Origin of the sequence: Pseudomonas sp. MF6747, assembly GCF_963890955.1 — a bacterium.
Classification (GTDB): domain Bacteria; phylum Pseudomonadota; class Gammaproteobacteria; order Pseudomonadales; family Pseudomonadaceae; genus Aquipseudomonas.
Window position 1 is genome coordinate 37,633 of record NZ_CAWPSZ010000012.1, and the last position, 19,771, is coordinate 57,403.

General features: G+C 56.6%; 16 protein-coding genes. 9 read left to right on the forward strand and 7 right to left on the reverse strand.

All coding sequences use genetic code 11. The annotated features are described in order from the left end of the window. Positions 1–59: 59 nt before the first annotated feature. The 6 genes from gmd to AACW30_RS12925 form a co-directional block, all read right to left on the reverse strand. Positions 60–1,094, reverse strand: a complete 1,035-nt coding sequence (gene gmd, locus AACW30_RS12900; RefSeq protein ID WP_200622710.1) for a GDP-mannose 4,6-dehydratase — start codon at positions 1,092–1,094, stop codon at positions 60–62. A 91-nt stretch (positions 1,095–1,185) separates the two neighbouring features. Next, positions 1,186–3,678, reverse strand: a complete 2,493-nt coding sequence (locus AACW30_RS12905) for a glycosyltransferase family 4 protein (protein WP_200622713.1) — start codon at positions 3,676–3,678, stop codon at positions 1,186–1,188. After that, positions 3,678–6,221, reverse strand: a complete 2,544-nt coding sequence (locus AACW30_RS12910; protein ID WP_200622715.1) for a methyltransferase domain-containing protein — start codon at positions 6,219–6,221, stop codon at positions 3,678–3,680. The genes AACW30_RS12905 and AACW30_RS12910 overlap by 1 nt, the downstream gene beginning before the upstream one ends. Then, on the reverse strand, positions 6,214–7,536 hold the full coding sequence (locus AACW30_RS12915) for an ABC transporter ATP-binding protein (RefSeq protein ID WP_200622717.1): 1,323 nt from the start codon (positions 7,534–7,536) through the stop codon (positions 6,214–6,216). Before AACW30_RS12915 ends, AACW30_RS12910 begins: the two co-directional genes overlap by 8 nt. After that, positions 7,533–8,327 (reverse strand): ABC transporter permease, encoded by a 795-nt coding sequence (locus AACW30_RS12920; RefSeq protein ID WP_119742162.1) that lies wholly within the window; start codon positions 8,325–8,327, stop codon positions 7,533–7,535. The genes AACW30_RS12915 and AACW30_RS12920 overlap by 4 nt, the downstream gene beginning before the upstream one ends. 133 nt (positions 8,328–8,460) lie before the next feature. Further along, positions 8,461–9,903: a mannose-1-phosphate guanylyltransferase/mannose-6-phosphate isomerase gene (locus AACW30_RS12925; protein ID WP_119742160.1), complete on the reverse strand. Its 1,443-nt coding sequence runs from the start codon at positions 9,901–9,903 to the stop codon at positions 8,461–8,463. A gap of 462 nt (positions 9,904–10,365) precedes the next feature. Here AACW30_RS12925 and AACW30_RS12930 point away from each other — a divergent pair, with 462 nt between their 5' ends. After that, positions 10,366–11,931: a methyl-accepting chemotaxis protein gene (locus AACW30_RS12930; protein ID WP_200622719.1), complete on the forward strand. Its 1,566-nt coding sequence runs from the start codon at positions 10,366–10,368 to the stop codon at positions 11,929–11,931. A gap of 102 nt (positions 11,932–12,033) precedes the next feature. Here AACW30_RS12930 and AACW30_RS12935 read toward each other — a convergent pair whose 3' ends face one another. Beyond that, positions 12,034–12,726, reverse strand: coding sequence for an alpha/beta family hydrolase (locus AACW30_RS12935; protein ID WP_124418218.1), 693 nt, complete (start codon positions 12,724–12,726; stop codon positions 12,034–12,036). Positions 12,727–12,805: 79 nt separating this feature from the next. On the opposite strand from AACW30_RS12935, the gene ccoN (AACW30_RS12940) reads away from it, so the two are divergent. The 8 genes from ccoN (AACW30_RS12940) to ccoP (AACW30_RS12975) all read left to right on the forward strand — a co-directional run bounded on the left by ccoN (AACW30_RS12940) (position 12,806) and on the right by ccoP (AACW30_RS12975) (position 19,570). After that, entirely contained in the window at positions 12,806–14,239 is a 1,434-nt protein-coding gene (ccoN, locus tag AACW30_RS12940; RefSeq protein WP_106576352.1) for a cytochrome-c oxidase, cbb3-type subunit I, read from the forward strand. A gap of 10 nt (positions 14,240–14,249) precedes the next feature. Continuing rightward, positions 14,250–14,858: a cytochrome-c oxidase, cbb3-type subunit II gene (gene ccoO / locus AACW30_RS12945; RefSeq protein ID WP_065909614.1), complete on the forward strand. Its 609-nt coding sequence runs from the start codon at positions 14,250–14,252 to the stop codon at positions 14,856–14,858. 3 nt (positions 14,859–14,861) lie between these two features. Next, positions 14,862–15,062 carry a cbb3-type cytochrome oxidase subunit 3 gene (locus AACW30_RS12950; protein ID WP_106576350.1) on the forward strand — a complete coding sequence of 67 codons (201 nt, stop codon included), beginning with the start codon at positions 14,862–14,864 and terminating at the stop codon, positions 15,060–15,062. Then, complete coding sequence (gene ccoP, locus AACW30_RS12955; protein WP_200622723.1) at positions 15,059–16,006, forward strand: cytochrome-c oxidase, cbb3-type subunit III; 948 nt, start codon at positions 15,059–15,061, stop codon at positions 16,004–16,006. The genes AACW30_RS12950 and ccoP (AACW30_RS12955) overlap by 4 nt, the downstream gene beginning before the upstream one ends. Positions 16,007–16,354: 348 nt before the next feature. Beyond that, complete coding sequence (gene ccoN, locus AACW30_RS12960; protein WP_106576348.1) at positions 16,355–17,797, forward strand: cytochrome-c oxidase, cbb3-type subunit I; 1,443 nt, start codon at positions 16,355–16,357, stop codon at positions 17,795–17,797. Next, complete coding sequence (gene ccoO / locus AACW30_RS12965) at positions 17,797–18,405, forward strand: cytochrome-c oxidase, cbb3-type subunit II (RefSeq protein WP_078738505.1); 609 nt, start codon at positions 17,797–17,799, stop codon at positions 18,403–18,405. The genes ccoN (AACW30_RS12960) and ccoO (AACW30_RS12965) overlap by 1 nt, the downstream gene beginning before the upstream one ends. A 5-nt stretch (positions 18,406–18,410) precedes the next feature. Next, positions 18,411–18,596, forward strand: coding sequence for a CcoQ/FixQ family Cbb3-type cytochrome c oxidase assembly chaperone (locus tag AACW30_RS12970; RefSeq protein ID WP_003193169.1), 186 nt, complete (start codon positions 18,411–18,413; stop codon positions 18,594–18,596). Further along, positions 18,593–19,570, forward strand: a complete 978-nt coding sequence (gene ccoP / locus AACW30_RS12975; RefSeq protein WP_106576347.1) for a cytochrome-c oxidase, cbb3-type subunit III — start codon at positions 18,593–18,595, stop codon at positions 19,568–19,570. The genes AACW30_RS12970 and ccoP (AACW30_RS12975) overlap by 4 nt, the downstream gene beginning before the upstream one ends. Positions 19,571–19,771: the final 201 nt, after the last annotated feature.

Below are 19,771 nucleotides of genomic sequence, written 5' to 3' on the forward strand. Positions count from 1 at the left end.
CGGAGCGGGTTCGAACACGAACCCGCCCGCTTACAACGCAAGTGATTGCGCTTTTGGCCTTAGAACGAAAAGCCTTGTTCGTTACGGCGCAGGTCTTCCTGCACCATCATCCGGCACAGTTCCTCCAGATTGGTTTTTGGCTCCCAACCCAGTTTTGCCTTAGCTTTTGCCGGGTCGCCGATCAGCAGTTCCACTTCAGCCGGGCGGTAGAACTTCGGATTCACCTGCACCACCGTCTTGCCGCTTTCTGCGTCAATCGCGTGCTCTTGGTCACCCTCGCCTTTCCAATCGAGGTTGATATCGACAGCTTTGAAAGCCAGCGATACAAAATCACGTACCGTTTCAGTACGGTTGGTCGCCAGAACAAAGGTATCCGGTTCATCGGCTTGCAGCATGCGCCACATACCTTCCACGTACTCTTTAGCGAAACCCCAATCGCGCTTGGCGTCCATGTTGCCCAGCTCCAGGACGTTCAGCTTGCCCCGGGTAATCTTGGCCACGGAGTCGGTGATCTTGCGGGTTACGAACTCACGACCGCGCAGTGGCGACTCGTGGTTGAACAAGATACCGCTGGCACCAAAGATACCGTAGGACTCACGGTAGTTGATGGTCATCCAGTGCGCGTACAACTTGGCAACGCCATAGGGGCTGCGTGGGTAAAACGGCGTGGTTTCGATCTGCGGAATCGCTTGAACCTTGCCGAACATCTCCGAGGTAGAGGCTTGATAGAAGCGCACTTTCGGGTTAACGATACGGATGGCTTCCAGCAAGTTGACCGCGCCAAGACCAGTGATTTCGGCAGTGGTCACCGGCTGGTCGAAGGACACGCCCACGAAGCTTTGGGCCGCAAGGTTGTAAACCTCGGTGGCTTCGGTGGTCTGCAGCAGGCGAATGCTGGAGGACAGGTCGGTCAGATCGTATTCAACCAAGTGCAGGTTAGGGTGCTGGGTGACACCCAGCTCATCCATGCGCCAAAAGTTGACAGAGCTGGTACGGCGGTAGGTGCCGTAGACGGTATAGCCTTTTTCCAGCAAGAGCTGAGCAAGGTAGGCACCGTCTTGGCCGGTGATGCCGGTGATAATTGCTTTTTTCACGTGTAGCTCCCTATTAAGCCTGTATGTAACCTGAAATTCTGGATTTGTCCCCCTAACAGAGGGGGCATTTTCATAAAAATGCGAAGCATCATCACTGGAAGATGGAATGCTTCAGTTGATGGGCACTCTGCTCCCACGTAAGCCAAGGCATATTTACTGAGAGTGGATGTTCACCCGCATTAAAAAGCACTAACCACTCTCTTACGCACTGCGCCAATGCGTTTGGTGCGAGCCCTTCGAAATAGAAAGCATGATCACCTGCGACCTCTCGAAACACAGGGATATCACGTGCAATCATCGGCACGTGATGCTGTGCTGCCTCGATCAGCGGTAGACCAAAACCCTCACCTTCAGATGCGGCAATCAAGCAAGTGGATACGCCATAAACTTTTTCCAGGTACTCATCACTGATCCCTTCAAGCCAAAAAAGTCGCACGTTCAGAGCTGGGTGATTTTCGATTGCGCTGATCAAAGAGTCGACCAGCCAGCCGCGCTTCCCAACAATTACCAAGTTCGCGTCAACATCCTCAGCCCACAGCGTCTCAAAAGCAGCGATGGTCTGTGCATGCCCCTTACGGGGCTCAATAGTACTGACCATCAAAAAGCTGGGGCGTGCCTGCAACTGAGCGAGCACATTCTGAGCATTTTTTGGAAACCCAATCGACGGCATACTGCTAGCAATGTCGGCACCCAAATGGAAGCTTTTGACGTGAGGCCCACCATCACAACGAGCGGGTGGATTATTTGCAATCCATTCTCTTAACTCTTGGGCAACTGCCTCGGAAATGCAAATTAGCCCCGCTCCGACATCCGTTATTCGTTTTAGCCAATTTGTAAAATAATCCGCAGTCGGTGCCGGCCACCAATCCGGCCTCTGCACAAGCAGAAGGTCATAGACGATGAAGTTGACATCGACTCCGGCAGATCGCATTTGCGCATGCAGAGGATAAAGCTCGTCGGCCAAATGCATCGTCAGATCGAGCGACAAGTAGATATCGCCTTGCACATAATCAATCGGCGCGTCGGCCCCGCCTGCGCCGTCGGCACTTGCCGAAAAGACGCGAGCGACGAACTCATTGGCATAGAAATACCCACCCGCACGATAGAAAATTGGCCGAACAACAAGCCCTGCAGGCGGAGAATTAAACAGTTCCTGTAAAAGACTGCGAACCACTCGCTGTATACCCGACTTTGCGTCCGACTGAACGATGCTGGACACGTCTAAGAGCAGTTGCTTTTCAGCCCCTCCCAGCATGTTGAACGCTATACTTTTCGCTACTTGAACAAGTTGACTATCGGTGGGCCTAGCGTCAGGTAAACGCCCCAAGTTCTCAAGCAACGCCTGCTGTGAAAACTCATACTGTATTATTGGGTTTACCTCACTTACCACTTGTTCTAAAGCAGCGATAGCCTTGAGCGCGGACTCATCCCAGGAAAATTTTGCTGCTTGAATCTCGGCATGCTTTACCAACCTTTGCCGCAATGAGTCACTTTTCAGTACTTCACTGATCTTATCGGATATCGATGCTACCGACAGCGGATCAAAAAGCGCCTCGTCCAGACCAATAACCTCAGGCACACTGCTGCAATTGGAGCCAATAACCGGTGCTCCGCAAGCCATCGCTTCCAATACCGGCAGGCCAAAGCCTTCATGGGTGGAAGGAAAAACAAATAGCGATGTCAAGGAGTAGAGCGCGATCAGATCCTCGTCCTCAACATAACCTGTTAAGACCAGCTCGTGAATTTCGAACCCGAACTTCTCTTTGAGATCCAACAACTCGATCCGCTGCTGTTCATGCAACCTGCTGGCGATTACCAACTGATAATGCGATCTGAGCTCAGGTTTAAGCCTACTATAAGCCTCGAGCAAGCGAGCGAAGTTTTTCCGCGGATCAAAGCCGCCAGGCGCGTATAAAACAAACTTTTCTTGCACGCCCATTCGCTGGAGAAACTTATCAGCCTCTTGCTTCGAAAAAACCCGTGGATAAAATTGCGCTCCGATCGCAGCGGAAATATTCGGGACATTTTCTCGCGACACATTTAAATACTCTACCGCCTCATCGCTAGACGATTGAGAAATGGCAAGCAGAGCATCTGCACGCTCTAGCCAGCCAATTTTTTTGCTGTAATAGTCTCGGAGCGCCTGTGTCGGCAAATACACATCTTTGTTTAGCAAGGGTATTAGGTCATAAAGAACAACCGCCGTTTTGTGGCTGTTAGCGATCGCCCCTACGGACGTCACTGCGCCGGCACCCGGGTCTTCAAAGAGGCTGCTGATCAACACCACGTCGGGCTCAAGCGAGCGAATAAACTCTTCCCTGACTATCTCTGCTGCACATAGCACCCAGGGAGAGTCTAAGTCATCAGGCACGTCAAATATGCGAATTCGCTCTTTGGGAATTAGCGCCGAAAAAGCGTTCCGGATGTCCAAAATGCTTTCCGGCATCCTCGCGTTAAGAACGATCCATATTTCATGATCACCCGCGTTTTTAGCGATAGCTAATGCCAAAGAAAGCGAATAACGGCCAATACCACGAAACCGGCTTTCAGACTGAGCGCCCTGAAGATCAATAACTATCCTCATCAGTAAGTACCCTTACGCTCTATAACTGCTTTCAGCTCAGAATAAACCCTGGATACTCGAGGGCTCAGCGCTGCCACAGTGACCTCGACTGGCGTTGCAGACGTCGCTTGCACATTCGTTGACGGCTGCGGCGCTGGCCCTGCAACAAGTCCGCGATGTACTGCGAACTGCCTTAAATGTCCCCAGAAACGTGGATATTTCTTCACAACGTGGTTAAGCCGTTGATGAACAGCCGGCCGACGAAGTACGAAACGTAGCGCCCTCATCAAAACTGAGCGCACCACGAATTTTACGGCGCGAAAGGGCAGCTTGACCAACCAGGTTCCTGCTCTCATACAGAGGCGCAGCGGCGAAGTAACTTTCCAGGACGTGCTTTTGAGCAATGCATTCACGTGCTCTTCGTGTGCGACTGCTTTCAACCACCAGTGATGAGTATCGGTCATGGCAGCATCGAGGCGGTGGCTGAGCGCATGTATCTGGGCTTCAAGCTCGCGTACGCGCGCGCGATGGGAGTGGTGATCCGCTTCCAAGTGACGCTTGTGCTCTTCCGAACGCAGAAGCTGTTCAGTCAGGGTCTCCACCTGCAAACCGAGATGCCTGGGATGACCTTCCAGATATTCAACCTGCGCGTGAGCCCCTTCAGCGTCCACACGCAGTGAATCACGCTCCATCTCCAGTTCACCAGCGCGATGCTCCAGCCCCTTGATCTGATCCTCAAGGGCTATTCGGCGCTGTTGCTCCATTTCGTATTGCAGCGCAACCTGCTGATGCCCTTTATAAAGCTCCAGCAATTCGTTAGTTGCCTGCCTGGCTTGATCACGCAATACGTCGTTTAACGCTTCAGCCGACAGGCGCTTGAGTTCCGCCTGCGTTGCGCGATTTATACTCTCCCGCAATGCTATTTCAGTCTCCTGGCTGCGGCGCTCGGCTGATTGAATCCGAAACCCCGCCTCCTGGAGTTGAAGGCGTTGTTGCTCAGCAACGGTTTCGCTGTAGATCGCACGGCGCTCGAAATCCCTCACCCCCCCTTGGGCATCAAAAGCGATTTCGGCGACCTGCTCCAAGCGACTTCGCACTTTTTCAAGTTGCGCTTCCATTTCGTAACTATTCCCTAGCAATTTGCCATCTAAGTTTTTTATATAGCCACTGTGCTGACCAAGCGCTTCTTCAATCGCTTGCATCCAAAGATCTTCTGTCTTTTCTGCACTACCATCAGCGGATGCTTCACTTAAAGCATCCAGATGCTCAAGCATGAGTCGGAAGCTCCATTGCTGTACCGGCACCACCCACAATCCCGTTGCCCAGCTACGAAAAGGCTGCGGCAAGTTAAATGGCGCGATCGTGATTTGCCGGATAGGCGCCGGATCAACAACGTGCCCCGTTGCCAACTCATGTACAAAGACCATAAAGGACAAATAAATATTATGAGGCCAGACACAGTCTTTGAAATCTTCAGATATCGCACCATAGTCTATAACCCGCGCACCTGAATCCGGTGTGACGACGATATTCCAAGCACGAAAATCACTGTGATACAGCCCAGCAAGCTCAAGCTTTGTCAGTTGATCCAATACTTCTCTGAGTACCTTCTTTCGGTCTAAGGACGGATCATTCAATACATCGAGCAAAAGGTCGCCCTGGAACCTCTGCATGACCACCCAGCCTTCGCTTTCACTTTCAGAACTTGCAAAGACCTCGGCAACCGGGTATTCCAGCGGTGCGCTGGTCAAAAATGCTTTTTCTCGATGAAACTCGACACGGTTGTGTTCGGCACGCGTCCCGATGAAACGATAAAGTTTAACGACTTCTCGTTCGCTGAAAAAATAACGACGTGTTCCCTCATGCGTATTTTTTGCTAACGCGTGGGACTCGGTGCTCCACGTATCAAACTTCCCCGCTTTACCCTCCACGGTCCAGTAATGGTTACTGGCGAAATACAAAGGGCGCTGCACACTGGTCAAGTGGGTCTGACAGCGAGCCATTTCACGAACACAATGGACAGACTCCAACAACACCATAGGGTCTTCAGGCTGGGAAGTTGCCCAATACAAGTCGCCCTCTCGCAATGCAATCTCAAGAATCAGCGCACCACACATCTCAGCAGCACGCTGAAAAAGCCGCTTGACCTCGTCAATACCACGCTCATGAATGACGTGATGAAAAACACTCAGCCCCAACACGAGGTCGTATTGCCCAGACTCAAGACGGTCAATAACGTCCTCAACACGTCCTACTTCAAAAACGGCGTCCAATTCGGAATGCTCGTCTGAAAGCGCCGAACATACGTCGACATTCTTATCGAGAAAGTCCACACCTCGAACCGACGCGCCTCGGCTGGCAAGGCTAAGACTGAAGTAGCCTTGGGCACAGCCCAAGTCCAGCACTTTAAGGGGGCGGCCGAGATGGGCTTGCAGCGCCTCATAAATGCCAACGATAACGTCCAGCCTGTCTGCACACGGCCGTGACACATGATCAGAAAGGTCTGAATGGCCAAAGATCGGCTGATAAACTTCAGGTAAATCGGCTACCAATTGTTCAATCATTTACAACAACCTCAACGCCTAACGCATCCTGATACTCAACATTAAACGTTGCGCCCATATCAGAAATCCCCCAAAACTGAACAGCCCTGCTGATTTTCAACATAACCGAATCATAACGCCGATCCAACGGTATTAGGTCGCCTGCCAGCGGGTCACCGGACGACACACCAAACGACACGAGAAAGTCTCCGGCATTCAAATTGAGCGGGAGAGAAAACTTAAACATCCTGATATCACCGGCTTTCACTGAAATGACCGCCTGACCCCGGCTCGACACAAAGGAGTTAGTCCCGTACAAAAAGATGCCGTCCAGCGTCTTGATCAAAAACCCGGGCACGACACTTTCAAAATCCGCATCAAACTTGACCTTGAAATAAAAATCACCATTGGAGTTGCTTTCGATACGTGACGGAAAACGCTCACCGTCAACGATCAGCAAATAATCCAGAATCGAAGCACCGCCATGTCCCCATCGGTATTCAGATGGGTTGTACCCACCACGGCTGGCAAACACATCGCTGGTGTTCAAGAAGTCTTCATGAACGAGGCCTGGGCTGGCGACATCGGCTTGGTGCCCTGCGCCTTTTTTCTTGCCAAACAGCTCATCCAGGTAACGGTTAGTGACCTCCCGAGAAGGGCCGTCAAGCTCGACGTGGCCATTCTTCAACAAGATAGCTCGTTCACAATGCCGAACAATGTCATCAGCACTGTGCGAGACCAGAATCAGGGTCATGCCCTCATCGCGATATTGCTTGATGCGCTTAAAACACTTGGCTTGAAAGTAACTGTCGCCGACAGAAAGGGCTTCGTCGACGATGAGGAGATCGGGTTTGAACGCTGTCGCTACTGCGAAAGCAACACGCATTTGCATGCCGCTGGAATAGGTTCTCACCGGCTCATCAAAGTACTCACCGATTTCGGCGAAGGCCTCGATATCTGGCATCGCCTCCTCGATCTCGAATGCGCTGAACCCCATCAAGCCTGCTGAGTGATATACGTTCTGGCGCCCACTCAGTTCCGGAGTGAACCCCATGCCTAATTCTAAAATGGCAGCGATACGCCCATTGATCTGCACACTGCCCTCTGTGGGTTGCAGTGTACCGGTGATCATTTTGAGCAACGTGGATTTACCCGCACCATTCTGGCCCACAATGCCAATAGACTCGCCAGGGCGTATTGTAAAATTCACCCCCCGCATTACCCAGTGCTCTTCACTGGGTTTTATTGGCAAGCCAAACCAACGACCGATGCGTTGAAACTCTGAGGCATAAACGCGGTAAGCCTTGCCCAGGTTGCTGACACTTAAAAGGCTCATAGCACATCCACCATTTCTGGCGCAGCACGCCTGAACATCATTAAGCCTAACAACATCAACAAGATCGCAATAACCGTAGGAACTATCAGCCCATCGAGGTTCGGCATCCGCGCGTGTACCAGCGCGTCATGGTAAGCAGTGACAACGGGGTACATGGGGTTGTAGTCCATCAAGCCTTTGAAATCGTCGGGAATAATGTTGTCCGGGTAAACGATCGGGGTAAACCAGAACCAGGCCTGCAGGACAATAGGCACAACTTGGCCGGTGTCGCGTACAAATACATTCAATATACCAAGCACCAGGCCAATACCCACCGCTAAGGCAGTGACGACGACCGTCAGCGGTATGACCCACAGAATTTGCACGCTCAGTGACTGACCGAGGAGCGCAAAAACCAACAACAATGCCACGAAGAGCAGCCCGTAGTTGAGCAAGCAGGAACCCACCGTAATCACCGGCAAAGTGATGCGCGGAAATCGCATTTTCTTCATCAGGTTTCCCTGATCGATGAATAGCGTCAAGCAACGACCGATGATTTCAGAGAACAGGCTCCAGGCCAGAACGCCGGCCATCAGATAAAGCGCATAGGCATATTTATTATCAATACCCGGCAACTTCGCCGCCAGCACGTTGGACAGCACCAGCGCATAAATCGCAACCTGCGCCAGCGGGTTAATAATCATCCACAGCCCGCCCAAACGACTTCGGGCAAAACGGGCAACGAACTCATTACGAATGGACGACCAGACGAAGCCGCGGTACTCCCAAAGGCTTCTAAACAACCCCAACATCGCTGACTCCTGAAAAAAAGGTCAGGCGTACGCCTGACCTACTGCAACACCTACCACCGGCTCCAAACCCTCATGCTTCAAGCATTAAGAGTGCAAAACACGAGCCACTAGCCATATCTCTTCGGGCGCCTGATCAGCCAGCAACCCGGCCGTAGATATCCTCAAACCGGACGATATCGTCTTCACCTAGATAATCGCCGCTCTGCACCTCGATCAACACCAGATCGATAACACCTGGGTTCTCCAGGCGATGGGTATGACCTGCCGGGATGAACGTTGATTCATTTGTGTTGAGCAAAAATTCGCGATCGTTGTTAACAACGCGCGCCATGCCGCTCACCACAATCCAATGTTCGCTCCGGTGATGGTGCATCTGGAGTGACAGCGATGCTTGGGGCTTGACCACAATGCGCTTGATCTTGAAGCGCTGGTCTTCTTCCAGTGTCGTGTAAGCGCCCCAAGGACGGCGGACCGTGGTGTGATCGAGGTGCGAGCAATGCCCGTTCTGCTTCAACTGCGCCGTGATCGCTTTGATGTCTTGTGCGTGGTCTTTGTGTGCGACCAGCAGTGCATCCGGCGTATCGACGATGATCAGATCCTCAACCCCTACCAACGCTGCCAGACGACGCGGGCTACGCACGTAGTTATTGGAGGAGCCGTGAAAAATGACTTCACCCTCAACACGGTTACCTTGCTCATTAGCTGGCGACAGCTCGCTCATGGCGTTCCAAGAGCCGATATCACTCCAGCCGATATCACAAGGCACCGTTGCTACCTTGCTTGAGCGTTCCATCAGTGCGAAGTCGATGGAAATATCCGGAACCTTGGCAAAGCTCTCGGGCTCCAGGTGCAGGCTGCGATGGCTGGTGCCAGTCATCGTGCCGGAACCTGCCAGGCACAGGTCTACGGCACTGGATACATCCGGTGCGCAGAGGGCCATTTCTTCAATCAGGGTACCGGCGCGGAAACAGAACATGCCGGAGTTCCAGAAGTACTCACCTGACGCCAGATAGCCTTGGGCAGTTTCCAGGTCTGGCTTCTCGACGAAGCGCTTGACCTTGAAGCCTTTGCCGAGGGGGCTGTCGTTGTCTTTCTGGATATATCCGTAACCGGTTTCCGGAAACTCCGGCTTTACGCCAAACGTCACCAGCCAGCCATCTTTGGCCAACGCGGAGGCGGTAGAAACCGCATCGGCAAACGCCGCTTGATTTCCGATCAGGTGGTCAGCTGGCAGCACCAGCATGATGGCATCTGCCCCGTGAGTGCGCGCAACTTCTTGAGCAGCCAGCGCAACGGCCGCTGCAGTATTACGCCCAAAGGGCTCAAGAACAAAACTGAGGTTCGTGAATTGAGGTGCTTGTGCGCCGTATTCATCGAGCGTTTTGAAATAGAGATCACGATTGGTGATCGTCAGCACTTCGCTGACTGCGTCCAGCGCCAAGGCACGCCCGTAGGTTTTGCGAATCAGATTTCCGCCATCCGGCAATTCGATGAATGGCTTAGGATGCGCTGAACGAGAGACAGGCCACAGGCGGCTGCCCGCACCGCCGCAAATAATAACTGGAACAAATGTCACTTTTTGTAGCTCCTTTACGTACTGCAACTTCATGTCGACTGCCGCTCTCGCCCCCTCGGCGCGACAAATTCGAAAACAAAGTAGCGTAGAGACTTTCAGCTATATAAGGTCAGATCGCAGAGGCGCTTTGGGGGAAATAGAGTATTTTTCGTACAAATTAGCCTTAATATTCTTAATTATATTGTCATTTATGTCTAGGACAACACGGATTAATCCGACAGCTAAAGCTATTTTTCTTCTCCATAAAAACGCTTTCTGCCTGAAACGTGTCACTTTTCTTCCCGACACGCTTATTCACCCGCTCAACCGGCGTCGAAACCTTTAGCCCACCCTGGTACAGACCTTTCGCAGATGCTGTCGTTTTTCAGTGTGCGACTCTGACTCCACCGCAGCTCAGAAAATTCCCTCAATAATTACCGAAACGTGCCGATACCCCATCAAAGCCTTGCGGATTGAACAATCATGCGTAATAACCAACCCGTTACCCAGCGCGAACGTACCTTCCCCGCTCAGCAACGGTTGATCTCCACCACAGACGCCAAAGGTGTGATCACCTACTGCAACGACGCCTTTGTCGAAATCAGTGGGTTCACCCGTGACGAGTTGATCCGTGCCCCGCACAACCTGGTGCGTCACCCGGATGTGCCGTCGGCCGTGTTCGCGCACATGTGGTCCACGCTCAAACAAGGCTTGCCATGGATGGGCATCGTCAAGAACCGCTGCAAGACCGGCGATCATTACTGGGTTAACGCCTATGTAACGCCGGTTTTCGATGGCAACCAGGTGATCGGCTACGAATCGGTGCGCATCAAGCCCACCGCCGAGCAGATTCGCCGGGCCGAAGCGCTCTACCAACGCATCAACCAGGGCAAGTCGGCCGTGCCTCAGCGCGACAAATGGCTGCCGGTGCTGCAAGACTGGCTGCCTTTTATTCTGGTCAGCCAGCTCAGCTTCATGATCGGTGCGTCGCTCAACTCCCACTGGGGCTTTGCCCTGGCGGCGGGGCTGTCGGTGCCACTGGGCCTGCTGGGCCTGAGCTGGCAGCAACGCGGCCTCAAGCGTCTGCTGCGCCTGGCGGAGCAGACTACGTCCGACCCGCTGATCGCGCAGATGTACACCGACAGCCGTGGCGCACAAGCGCGGCTGGAGATGTCGATTCTCAGCCAGGAGGCGCGTCTGAAGACGTGCCTTACTCGCTTGCAGGATACGGCCGAGCACCTCAACGATCAGGCAGCGCAGTCCTACACCCTGGCGCACAACAGCTCCAGCGGCCTGGAACGCCAGCGCGTGGAAACCGAGCAGGTCGCCACCGCCGTCAACCAGATGGCAGCGACAACCCAGGAAGTGGCCAGCCACGTGCAGCGCACGGCGGACGCTACCCAGGAAGCCAATCGCCTGACCGGTCGCGGTCGCGACATCGCCGGGGAAACCCGTGAAGCGATCCAGCGCCTGTCGGTCGCCGTGGGTGAAACCGGTGTAACCGTCACCCAGCTGGCCAAGGACAGTGATGAAATCGGCGGCGTGGTGGACGTGATCAAAGGCATCGCCGACCAGACCAACCTGCTGGCATTGAACGCCGCCATCGAAGCCGCCCGTGCCGGCGAAATGGGCCGTGGCTTTGCAGTGGTGGCTGACGAAGTCCGTCAACTGGCGCAGCGTACCGCCGAGTCCACCGGGCAGATCCATGCCCTGATCGCCAAACTGCAGCAGACCGCCGCTGCCGCCGTGCAAACCATGGACGCCGGGCATCGCCAGGCCGAAGAAGGTGTGGCGCGCGTGATGGAGGCGGATCAGGCGCTGGTGGGCATCAGTGAAGCGGTGGCCAACATCACCGACATGACCACGCAGATTGCCGCCGCCACTGAAGAGCAAAGCGCCGTGGCCGAAGAGATCAGCCGCAATATCAGCACGATTGCGCTGTTGGCGGATCAGACCTCGGAGCAAGCGATGAACTCGGCGCAGTTGAGTGAAGAGCTGACGCATACCGCAAATACCCAGTATTCGCTGGTGGAGCGTTTTAACCGGTAAACCGCTATCGCGGGCAAGCCCGCTCCCACATTGGATGGGGTTCACATATTTCTATTTGTGAATACATTCAAATGTGGGAGCTGGCTTGCCGGCGATGAGGCCCTAAAGGCCGGCGAGAAACTCGGAGACCTTCAGCGCCGCAGCCTCCAAATGCTGCTCATGACTAAACCCCGAAGCCTTCAACGGCTTCAAATCATGATCCCCCGCCACCAGCCACATCACTTCGATGCTCGGCGACAACGCATACCCCTCCACCGCCGCCCGATTGCCCAGCGCATCGCGCTCACCCTGCACAATCAACGTCGGCGTCTTCAGACCGGCCAGATGCTCAGTGCGTGGTTTCTCGGGTTTGCCCACCGCGTAAAACGGATAACCCAGGCACACCAACCCGTCTGCACCCAATTCATCCGCCAGCAAACTGGCCATCCGCCCGCCCATGGACTTGCCGCCAACGGCCAGTGGGCCAGCGACATGGCGTCGCACCTCGGCATACACCTCGCGCCAGGCTTGCAATAGTTTCGGCGCCGGATTCGGCGGACGTTTGCCGCCGTCCAGGCGGCGCTGGGCCATGTAGGGGAATTCAAAGCGCAATACGTTCACGCCATGCCCGGCAAGGCGTGCAGCCATGTCGTTCATAAACCCCGAGTCCATGGGCGCACCGGCACCGTGGGCCAGGATCAGCGTCACCGGCGCACGCGCGCTGGTGCCCGTCGCCGCATCCCACAACCAGCCGCGCTCGCGCACACACTGCGCCCATTGATCCCCGTCAATACTGGCCTTGTGCTCTTTGCCCATGCTTGCCTCGCTTTTTAGTCTGCCTATAACTCCAGCCCAAGTGCCGCATTGGCTTGGGTTGAACCGTGGATGGGGAACCATGAACACTACTTTAAGTACCGCCTATAACTACAAGGTGGTCCGCCAATTCACCATTATGACGGTGGTGTGGGGCATCGTCGGCATGGGGCTCGGGGTTTTTCTCGCCGCCCAATTGGTTTGGCCTGCACTCAACTTCGATTTGCCCTGGACCAGCTTCGGCCGCTTGCGCCCGCTGCACACCAACGCGGTAATCTTTGCCTTCGGCGGCTGCGCGCTGTTCGCCAGCTCGTTTTACTCGGTGCAGCGCACCTGCCAGACACAGCTGTTCGCGCCGAAAATCGCCGCGTTCTGCTTCTGGGGCTGGCAGCTCGTCATTCTATTGGCCGCGATCAGCTTGCCGCTGGGCTACACCAGCTCCAAGGAATATGCCGAGCTGGAATGGCCAATCGACATTCTGATCACCATCGTCTGGGTGGCCTACGCCATCGTGTTCTTCGGCACGATCATGAAGCGCAACACCAAGCACATCTACGTCGGCAACTGGTTCTTCGGTGCGTTCATCATCACCGTGGCCATTCTGCACATCGTCAACAACCTGGAAATCCCGGTCAGCCTGACCAAGTCCTACTCCCTCTACGGCGGTGCGACGGATGCCATGGTGCAGTGGTGGTATGGGCACAACGCGGTAGGCTTTTTCCTCACCGCCGGTTTCCTCGGGATGATGTATTACTTCGTGCCCAAGCAAGCCGAACGTCCGGTGTATTCCTATCGCCTGTCCATCGTGCACTTCTGGGCGCTGATCACCCTGTACATCTGGGCCGGCCCGCACCACTTGCACTACACCGCGTTGCCGGATTGGGCGCAGTCACTGGGCATGGTGATGTCGCTGGTACTGCTGGCGCCGAGCTGGGGCGGCATGATCAACGGCATGATGACGCTGTCGGGCGCCTGGCATAAGTTGCGCAGCGACCCGATCCTGCGCTTTTTGGTGGTGTCGCTGGCGTTCTACGGCATGTCGACCTTCGAAGGGCCGATGATGGCCATCAAGACGGTCAACGCCCTCTCCCACTACACCGACTGGACCATCGGCCACGTACACGCCGGCGCGCTGGGCTGGGTGGCGATGATTTCCATCGGCGCGCTGTACCACATGATCCCCAAAGTGTTTGGCCGCGAGCAGATGTACAGCCTCGGCCTGATCAACGCGCACTTCTGGCTGGCCACCATCGGCACCGTGCTCTACATCGCCTCGATGTGGGTCAACGGCATCGCCCAGGGCCTGATGTGGCGTGCGGTCAACGAAGACGGCACCTTGACCTACTCCTTCGTCGAAACCCTGGTGGCCAGCCACCCTGGCTACATCGTGCGACTGGTGGGCGGTGCCGTGTTCCTCAGCGGCATGTTCCTGATGGCTTACAACACATGGCGCACCGTGCGCTCGGCGCCATCGCTGCAAGCCGCCGAACCCGCCACCGCCGCGCAAATGGCCTGAGGAGTCCGTGATGAAACACGAAACGATTGAAAAGAACGTCGGCCTGCTGATGCTGCTGATGGTGCTGGCCGTGAGCATCGGCGGCCTGACCCAGATCGTCCCGCTGTTCTTCCAGGACGTGACCAACAAGCCGGTCGAAGGCATGAAGCCCTACACCGCGCTGCAATTGGAAGGCCGCGACATCTACATCCGCGAAGGCTGCGTGCAGTGCCACTCGCAGATGATCCGCCCGTTCCGTGCCGAAACCGAACGCTACGGCCACTACTCGGTGGCAGGCGAAAGCGTGTGGGACCACCCGTTCCTGTGGGGCTCAAAGCGCACCGGTCCGGACCTGGCCCGCGTCGGCGCGCGCTACTCGGACGACTGGCACCGCGCGCACCTGTACAACCCGCGCAACGTGGTGCCGGAGTCAAAAATGCCGGCCTACCCATGGCTGGTCACGGCACCGGTCGACAGCAGCCACACCGAAACCAAGTTGAAAGTGATGCGCACCCTCGGCGTGCCCTACACCGACGACGACATCAGTGGCGCCGTTGCCAGCCTCAAGGGCAAGACCGAGATGGACGCGCTGGTTGCGTACCTGCAAGTGCTCGGCACTGCCATCAAGAGCAAGAGGTGAGCCATGGGATTTGAATTTGACGCGGGCACCATCCGCGGCCTTGGCACGCTGGTGGTCGCCATCGCTTTTATCGGCCTGTCGCTGTGGGTGTTCAACAACCGGCGCAACGCGGAATTCGAGCAGGCCCGCCTGCTGCCGTTTGCCGATGAACCTACTCCATCCGACGCTCAAGAAGAGCCTGCAACAAGGAGCACTCGCCCATGACGACCTTCTGGAGTACATGGATCTGCGTATTGACCCTCGGCAGCCTGATCGGCCTGACCTGGCTATTGATCGGCACCCGCAAGGGCGAAACCAAGGGCAGCGTCGACCAGACCATGGGCCACGCCTTCGACGGCATCGAGGAATACGACAACCCGCTGCCGCAGTGGTGGTTCATGCTGTTCGCCGGCACCCTGGTGTTTGCCGTCGGCTACCTGATCCTCTACCCGGGCCTGGGTAACTGGAAAGGCGTGTTGCCGGGCTATGAAGGCGGCTGGACCCAGACCAAGGAATGGGACAAGGAAATGGCCAAGGCCGACGCCAGGTTCGGGCCGATCTTCGCCAAATTCGCGGCCATGCCGGTGGAAGAAGTCGCCAAGGACCCACAGGCACTGAAAATGGGCGGCCGCCTGTTCGCTTCCAACTGCGCGGTGTGCCACGGCTCGGATGCCAAGGGCGCGTATGGCTTCCCCAACCTGGCGGACAAGCTCTGGCGCTGGGGCGGCTCGGCGGAGGCGATCAAAGCGACGATCATGAATGGTCGCCATGCGGCGATGCCGGCCTGGGGTGAAGTGCTGGGCGAAGACGGTGTGAAGAACGTCGCCGCCTATGTGCGCCACGACCTGGCCGGGCTGCCCTTGCCGGCCAACAGCACCGCCGACCTCGCCGCCGGGCAAGCGGCATTCAGCACCACCTGTGTCGCCTGCCACGGTCCGCAAGGCCATGGCGTGGAAGCCATGGGCGCGCCGAACCTGACCGAGCCTGCCGGCTTTATTTACGGCACCAGCCTGGCGCAGCTGCAGCAGACCATCCGCCACGGCCGCCAAGGCCAGATGCCCGCGCAGGACGTGCTGCAAGGCAATGACAAAGTGCACCTGCTTGCGGCCTATGTGTACAGCTTGTCCCATAACGCTGATGGCGCAACGCCAGAAAGCCCAGCCGAGTAACCGCAGACTGCCGCCCCAACCTGGGGCGGCAGCCCTGTGTCTCTAAGCGACCAAGTGTCGCACCCCTCCCCGCCCCAACTTTCCCCTGCTGCCATTCGGGTCTACGCTTGCCCAACAGTGACCGGTTTTGGCGTATCAGGCGACTGCCGTTGCGACCTGAAAAAATTCCTGTCCACTCGATCAGCTTTCGATTTCTGATTTTGTCCTTACGCCAAACATGGAAAGGGCGCAGAATCTGGCCCGGAACGCATTGATACAGGTCAGCCATTGCGTTGCAATGGCCCCTCGGTTTGTCCATACTTGCGGCCGATTTCAACTATAAAAAAACCTAAACCGTGGAACCTTAGAATGAGCACAGCAATCAGTCCGACTGCTTATAACTATAAGGTAGTCCGCCAGTTCGCCATCATGACGGTGGTCTGGGGGATCCTTGGCATGGGGCTCGGGGTGTTCATCGCCTCGCAACTGGTTTGGCCGGAATTGAATTTCGGTTTGCCATGGACGACCTTCGGCCGCCTGCGCCCGCTGCACACCAACCTGGTGATTTTCGCCTTCGGCGGATGTGCATTGTTTGCCACCTCCTACTATGTCGTGCAGCGAACCTGCCAGACGCGACTGATCTCCGACGGCCTCGCCGCCTTCACCTTCTGGGGCTGGCAAGCCGTGATCCTCGGCGCCATCATCACCCTGCCGCTGGGCTACACCACCACCAAGGAATACGCCGAGCTGGAATGGCCCATCGCCATTTTGCTGGCCATCGTCTGGGTGACCTACGCCGTGGTGTTCTTCGGCACCATCGTCAAGCGCAAGACCAAGCACATTTATGTGGGTAACTGGTTCTACGGTGCCTTCATCCTGGTCACGGCGATGCTGCACATCGTCAACCACGCGTCCTTGCCGGTGAGCTGGTTCAAGTCCTACTCGGCCTACGCCGGGGCGACGGACGCGATGATCCAATGGTGGTACGGCCACAACGCGGTGGGGTTCTTCCTCACCACCGGCTTCCTGGGGATGATGTATTACTTCGTGCCCAAACAGGCCGAGCGTCCGATCTACTCCTATCGCCTGTCCATCGTGCACTTCTGGGCGCTGATCACTCTGTACATCTGGGCCGGCCCGCACCACCTGCACTACACCGCGCTGCCGGATTGGGCGCAGTCGCTGGGCATGGCGATGTCGATCATCCTGCTGGCCCCAAGCTGGGGCGGCATGATCAACGGCATGATGACGCTCTCGGGCGCCTGGCATAAATTGCGCACCGACCCGATCCTGCGCTTTTTGGTGGTGTCGCTGGCGTTCTACGGCATGTCGACCTTCGAAGGGCCGATGATGGCGATCAAGACCGTCAACTCGCTGTCCCACTACACCGACTGGACCATCGGCCACGTCCACGCCGGCGCGTTGGGCTGGGTGGCGATGATCTCTATCGGTGCGCTGTACCACATGATCCCCAAACTGTTCGGCCGTGCGCAGATGCACAGCGTCGGGCTGATCAACGCGCACTTCTGGCTGGCCACCATCGGCACCGTGCTCTACATCGCCTCAATGTGGGTCAACGGCATCACCCAGGGCCTGATGTGGCGTGCGATCAACGATGACGGCACGCTCACCTACTCCTTCGTCGAAGCGCTGCAAGCCAGCCATCCGGGCTACATCGTCCGCGCCCTGGGCGGTGCGTTCTTTGCCAGCGGCATGCTGTTGATGGCCTACAACGTCTGGCGCACCGTGCGTGCCTCCGACCCTGTAGAGGCTGAAGCCGCCGCCAAGATCGCCGTTGTGGGAGCTCACTGATGAAGCATGAAGTAGTCGAGAAGAATATCGGCCTGCTGGCCTTCTTCATGGTCATCGCCGTGAGTATCGGCGGCCTGACCCAGATCGTTCCGCTGTTTTTCCAGGACGTGACCAACAAGCCGGTCGAAGGCATGAAGCCGCGCACCGCGCTTGAACTGGAAGGTCGCGACGTCTACATCGCCAACGGTTGCGTGGGCTGCCACTCGCAGATGATCCGCCCGTTCCGCGCCGAAACCGAACGCTACGGCCACTACTCGGTGGCCGGTGAAAGCGTGTGGGACCACCCGTTCCTGTGGGGTTCCAAGCGCACCGGCCCGGACCTGGCCCGCGTCGGCGCACGTTACTCGGACGACTGGCACCGCGCGCACTTGTATAACCCGCGCAACGTGGTGCCGGAGTCGAAAATGCCGGCTTACCCGTTCCTCGTGGAAAACAAGCTCGACGGCAAGGACACCGCGAAGAAGATGGAAGTCTTGCGCACCCTGGGCGTGCCCTACACCGATGAAGACATCGCCGGTGCAGCCGCAGCCGTGAAGGGCAAGACCGAAATGGACGCACTGGTGGCCTACCTGCAAGGCCTTGGCACCATCATCAAAAGCAAACGGTGATCTGCATGGATATCGGGATGATTCGTGGCCTGGGCACCGTTGTGGTGATGGTGGCCTTTATCGGCCTGGCGTTGTGGGTGTTCAGCCCCCGCCGCAAGTCGGAGTTTGACGACGCGACCATGTTGCCTTTTGCGGATGATCCCGAAGCCATCAAGCACGTCGAGCAAGCGTCTAGGAGTAACAAAGAATGACTACGTTCTGGAGTCTGTACGTCACAGTCCTCAGTCTGGGTACCATCTTCGCCCTGACCTGGCTGCTGCTGTCGACCCGCAAGGGCCAGCGCACCGAGCAGACGGACGAGACCGTCGGCCACTCGTTCGATGGCATCGAGGAATACGACAACCCGCTGCCCAAGTGGTGGTTCATGCTGTTTGTCGGCACCATCATCTTCGCCCTCGGCTACCTGGCGTTGTACCCCGGCCTTGGCAATTGGAAAGGCCTGCTGCCGGGCTACAACTACCTCGACAACGACAAGCAAACCCCCTTCGCCAACGGCCAGACCGGCTGGACCGGCGTGCACGAATGGGAAAAGGAAATGGCCAGGTCGGATGCCAAATTCGGCCCAATCTTCGCCAAATTCGCCGCGATGCCGATTGAAGACGTTGCCAAGGACCCGCAAGCCTTGAAGATGGGCGGCCGCCTGTTCGCCTCCAACTGCTCGGTGTGCCACGGCTCCGATGCCAAGGGCGCCTACGGGTTTCCCAACCTGACCGACGCCGATTGGCGCTGGGGCGGCGAGCCGGCGACCATCAAGGAAACCATCATGAAAGGCCGCCACGCGGTGATGCCGGCGTGGGCCGAAGTCATTGGCGAGCAAGGCGTGGCTGACGTGGCGGGTTTTGTGGTGACCAACCTCGACGGTCGCAAACTGCCGGAAGGCGCCAAGGCCGATGTGGCCAACGGCGCGAAACTCTTCGCCGCCAACTGCGTGGCCTGCCACGGTCCTGCCGGTAAAGGCACGCCGGCGATGGGCGCGCCAGACCTGACGCACCCGGGTGCATTCATCTACGGTTCGAGCTTCGCGCAGCTGCAGCAGACCATTCGTTATGGCCGTCAAGGCCAGATGCCTGCGCAGGAGTTGCTGCAAGGCAACGACAAGGTGCACTTGCTGGCAGCCTATGTTTACAGCCTGTCCCATGGCGACAAGCCGGCTGAAGAGCAGTAAGACACACAAGCAAATGGTACGAGGGGCTTGCCCCCGATAGCGGTGGTTGAGTGACAGTTGTATCAACTGACATGCCGCAATCGGGGGCAAGCACCCTCCCACATTTGGAGCGCACTGCACTGCCTGCAAATCTGCAACACAGCCAAAACCGACCATACTTCACAAGTCAATTGATCCAGATCACTTACACCATCAATTGAT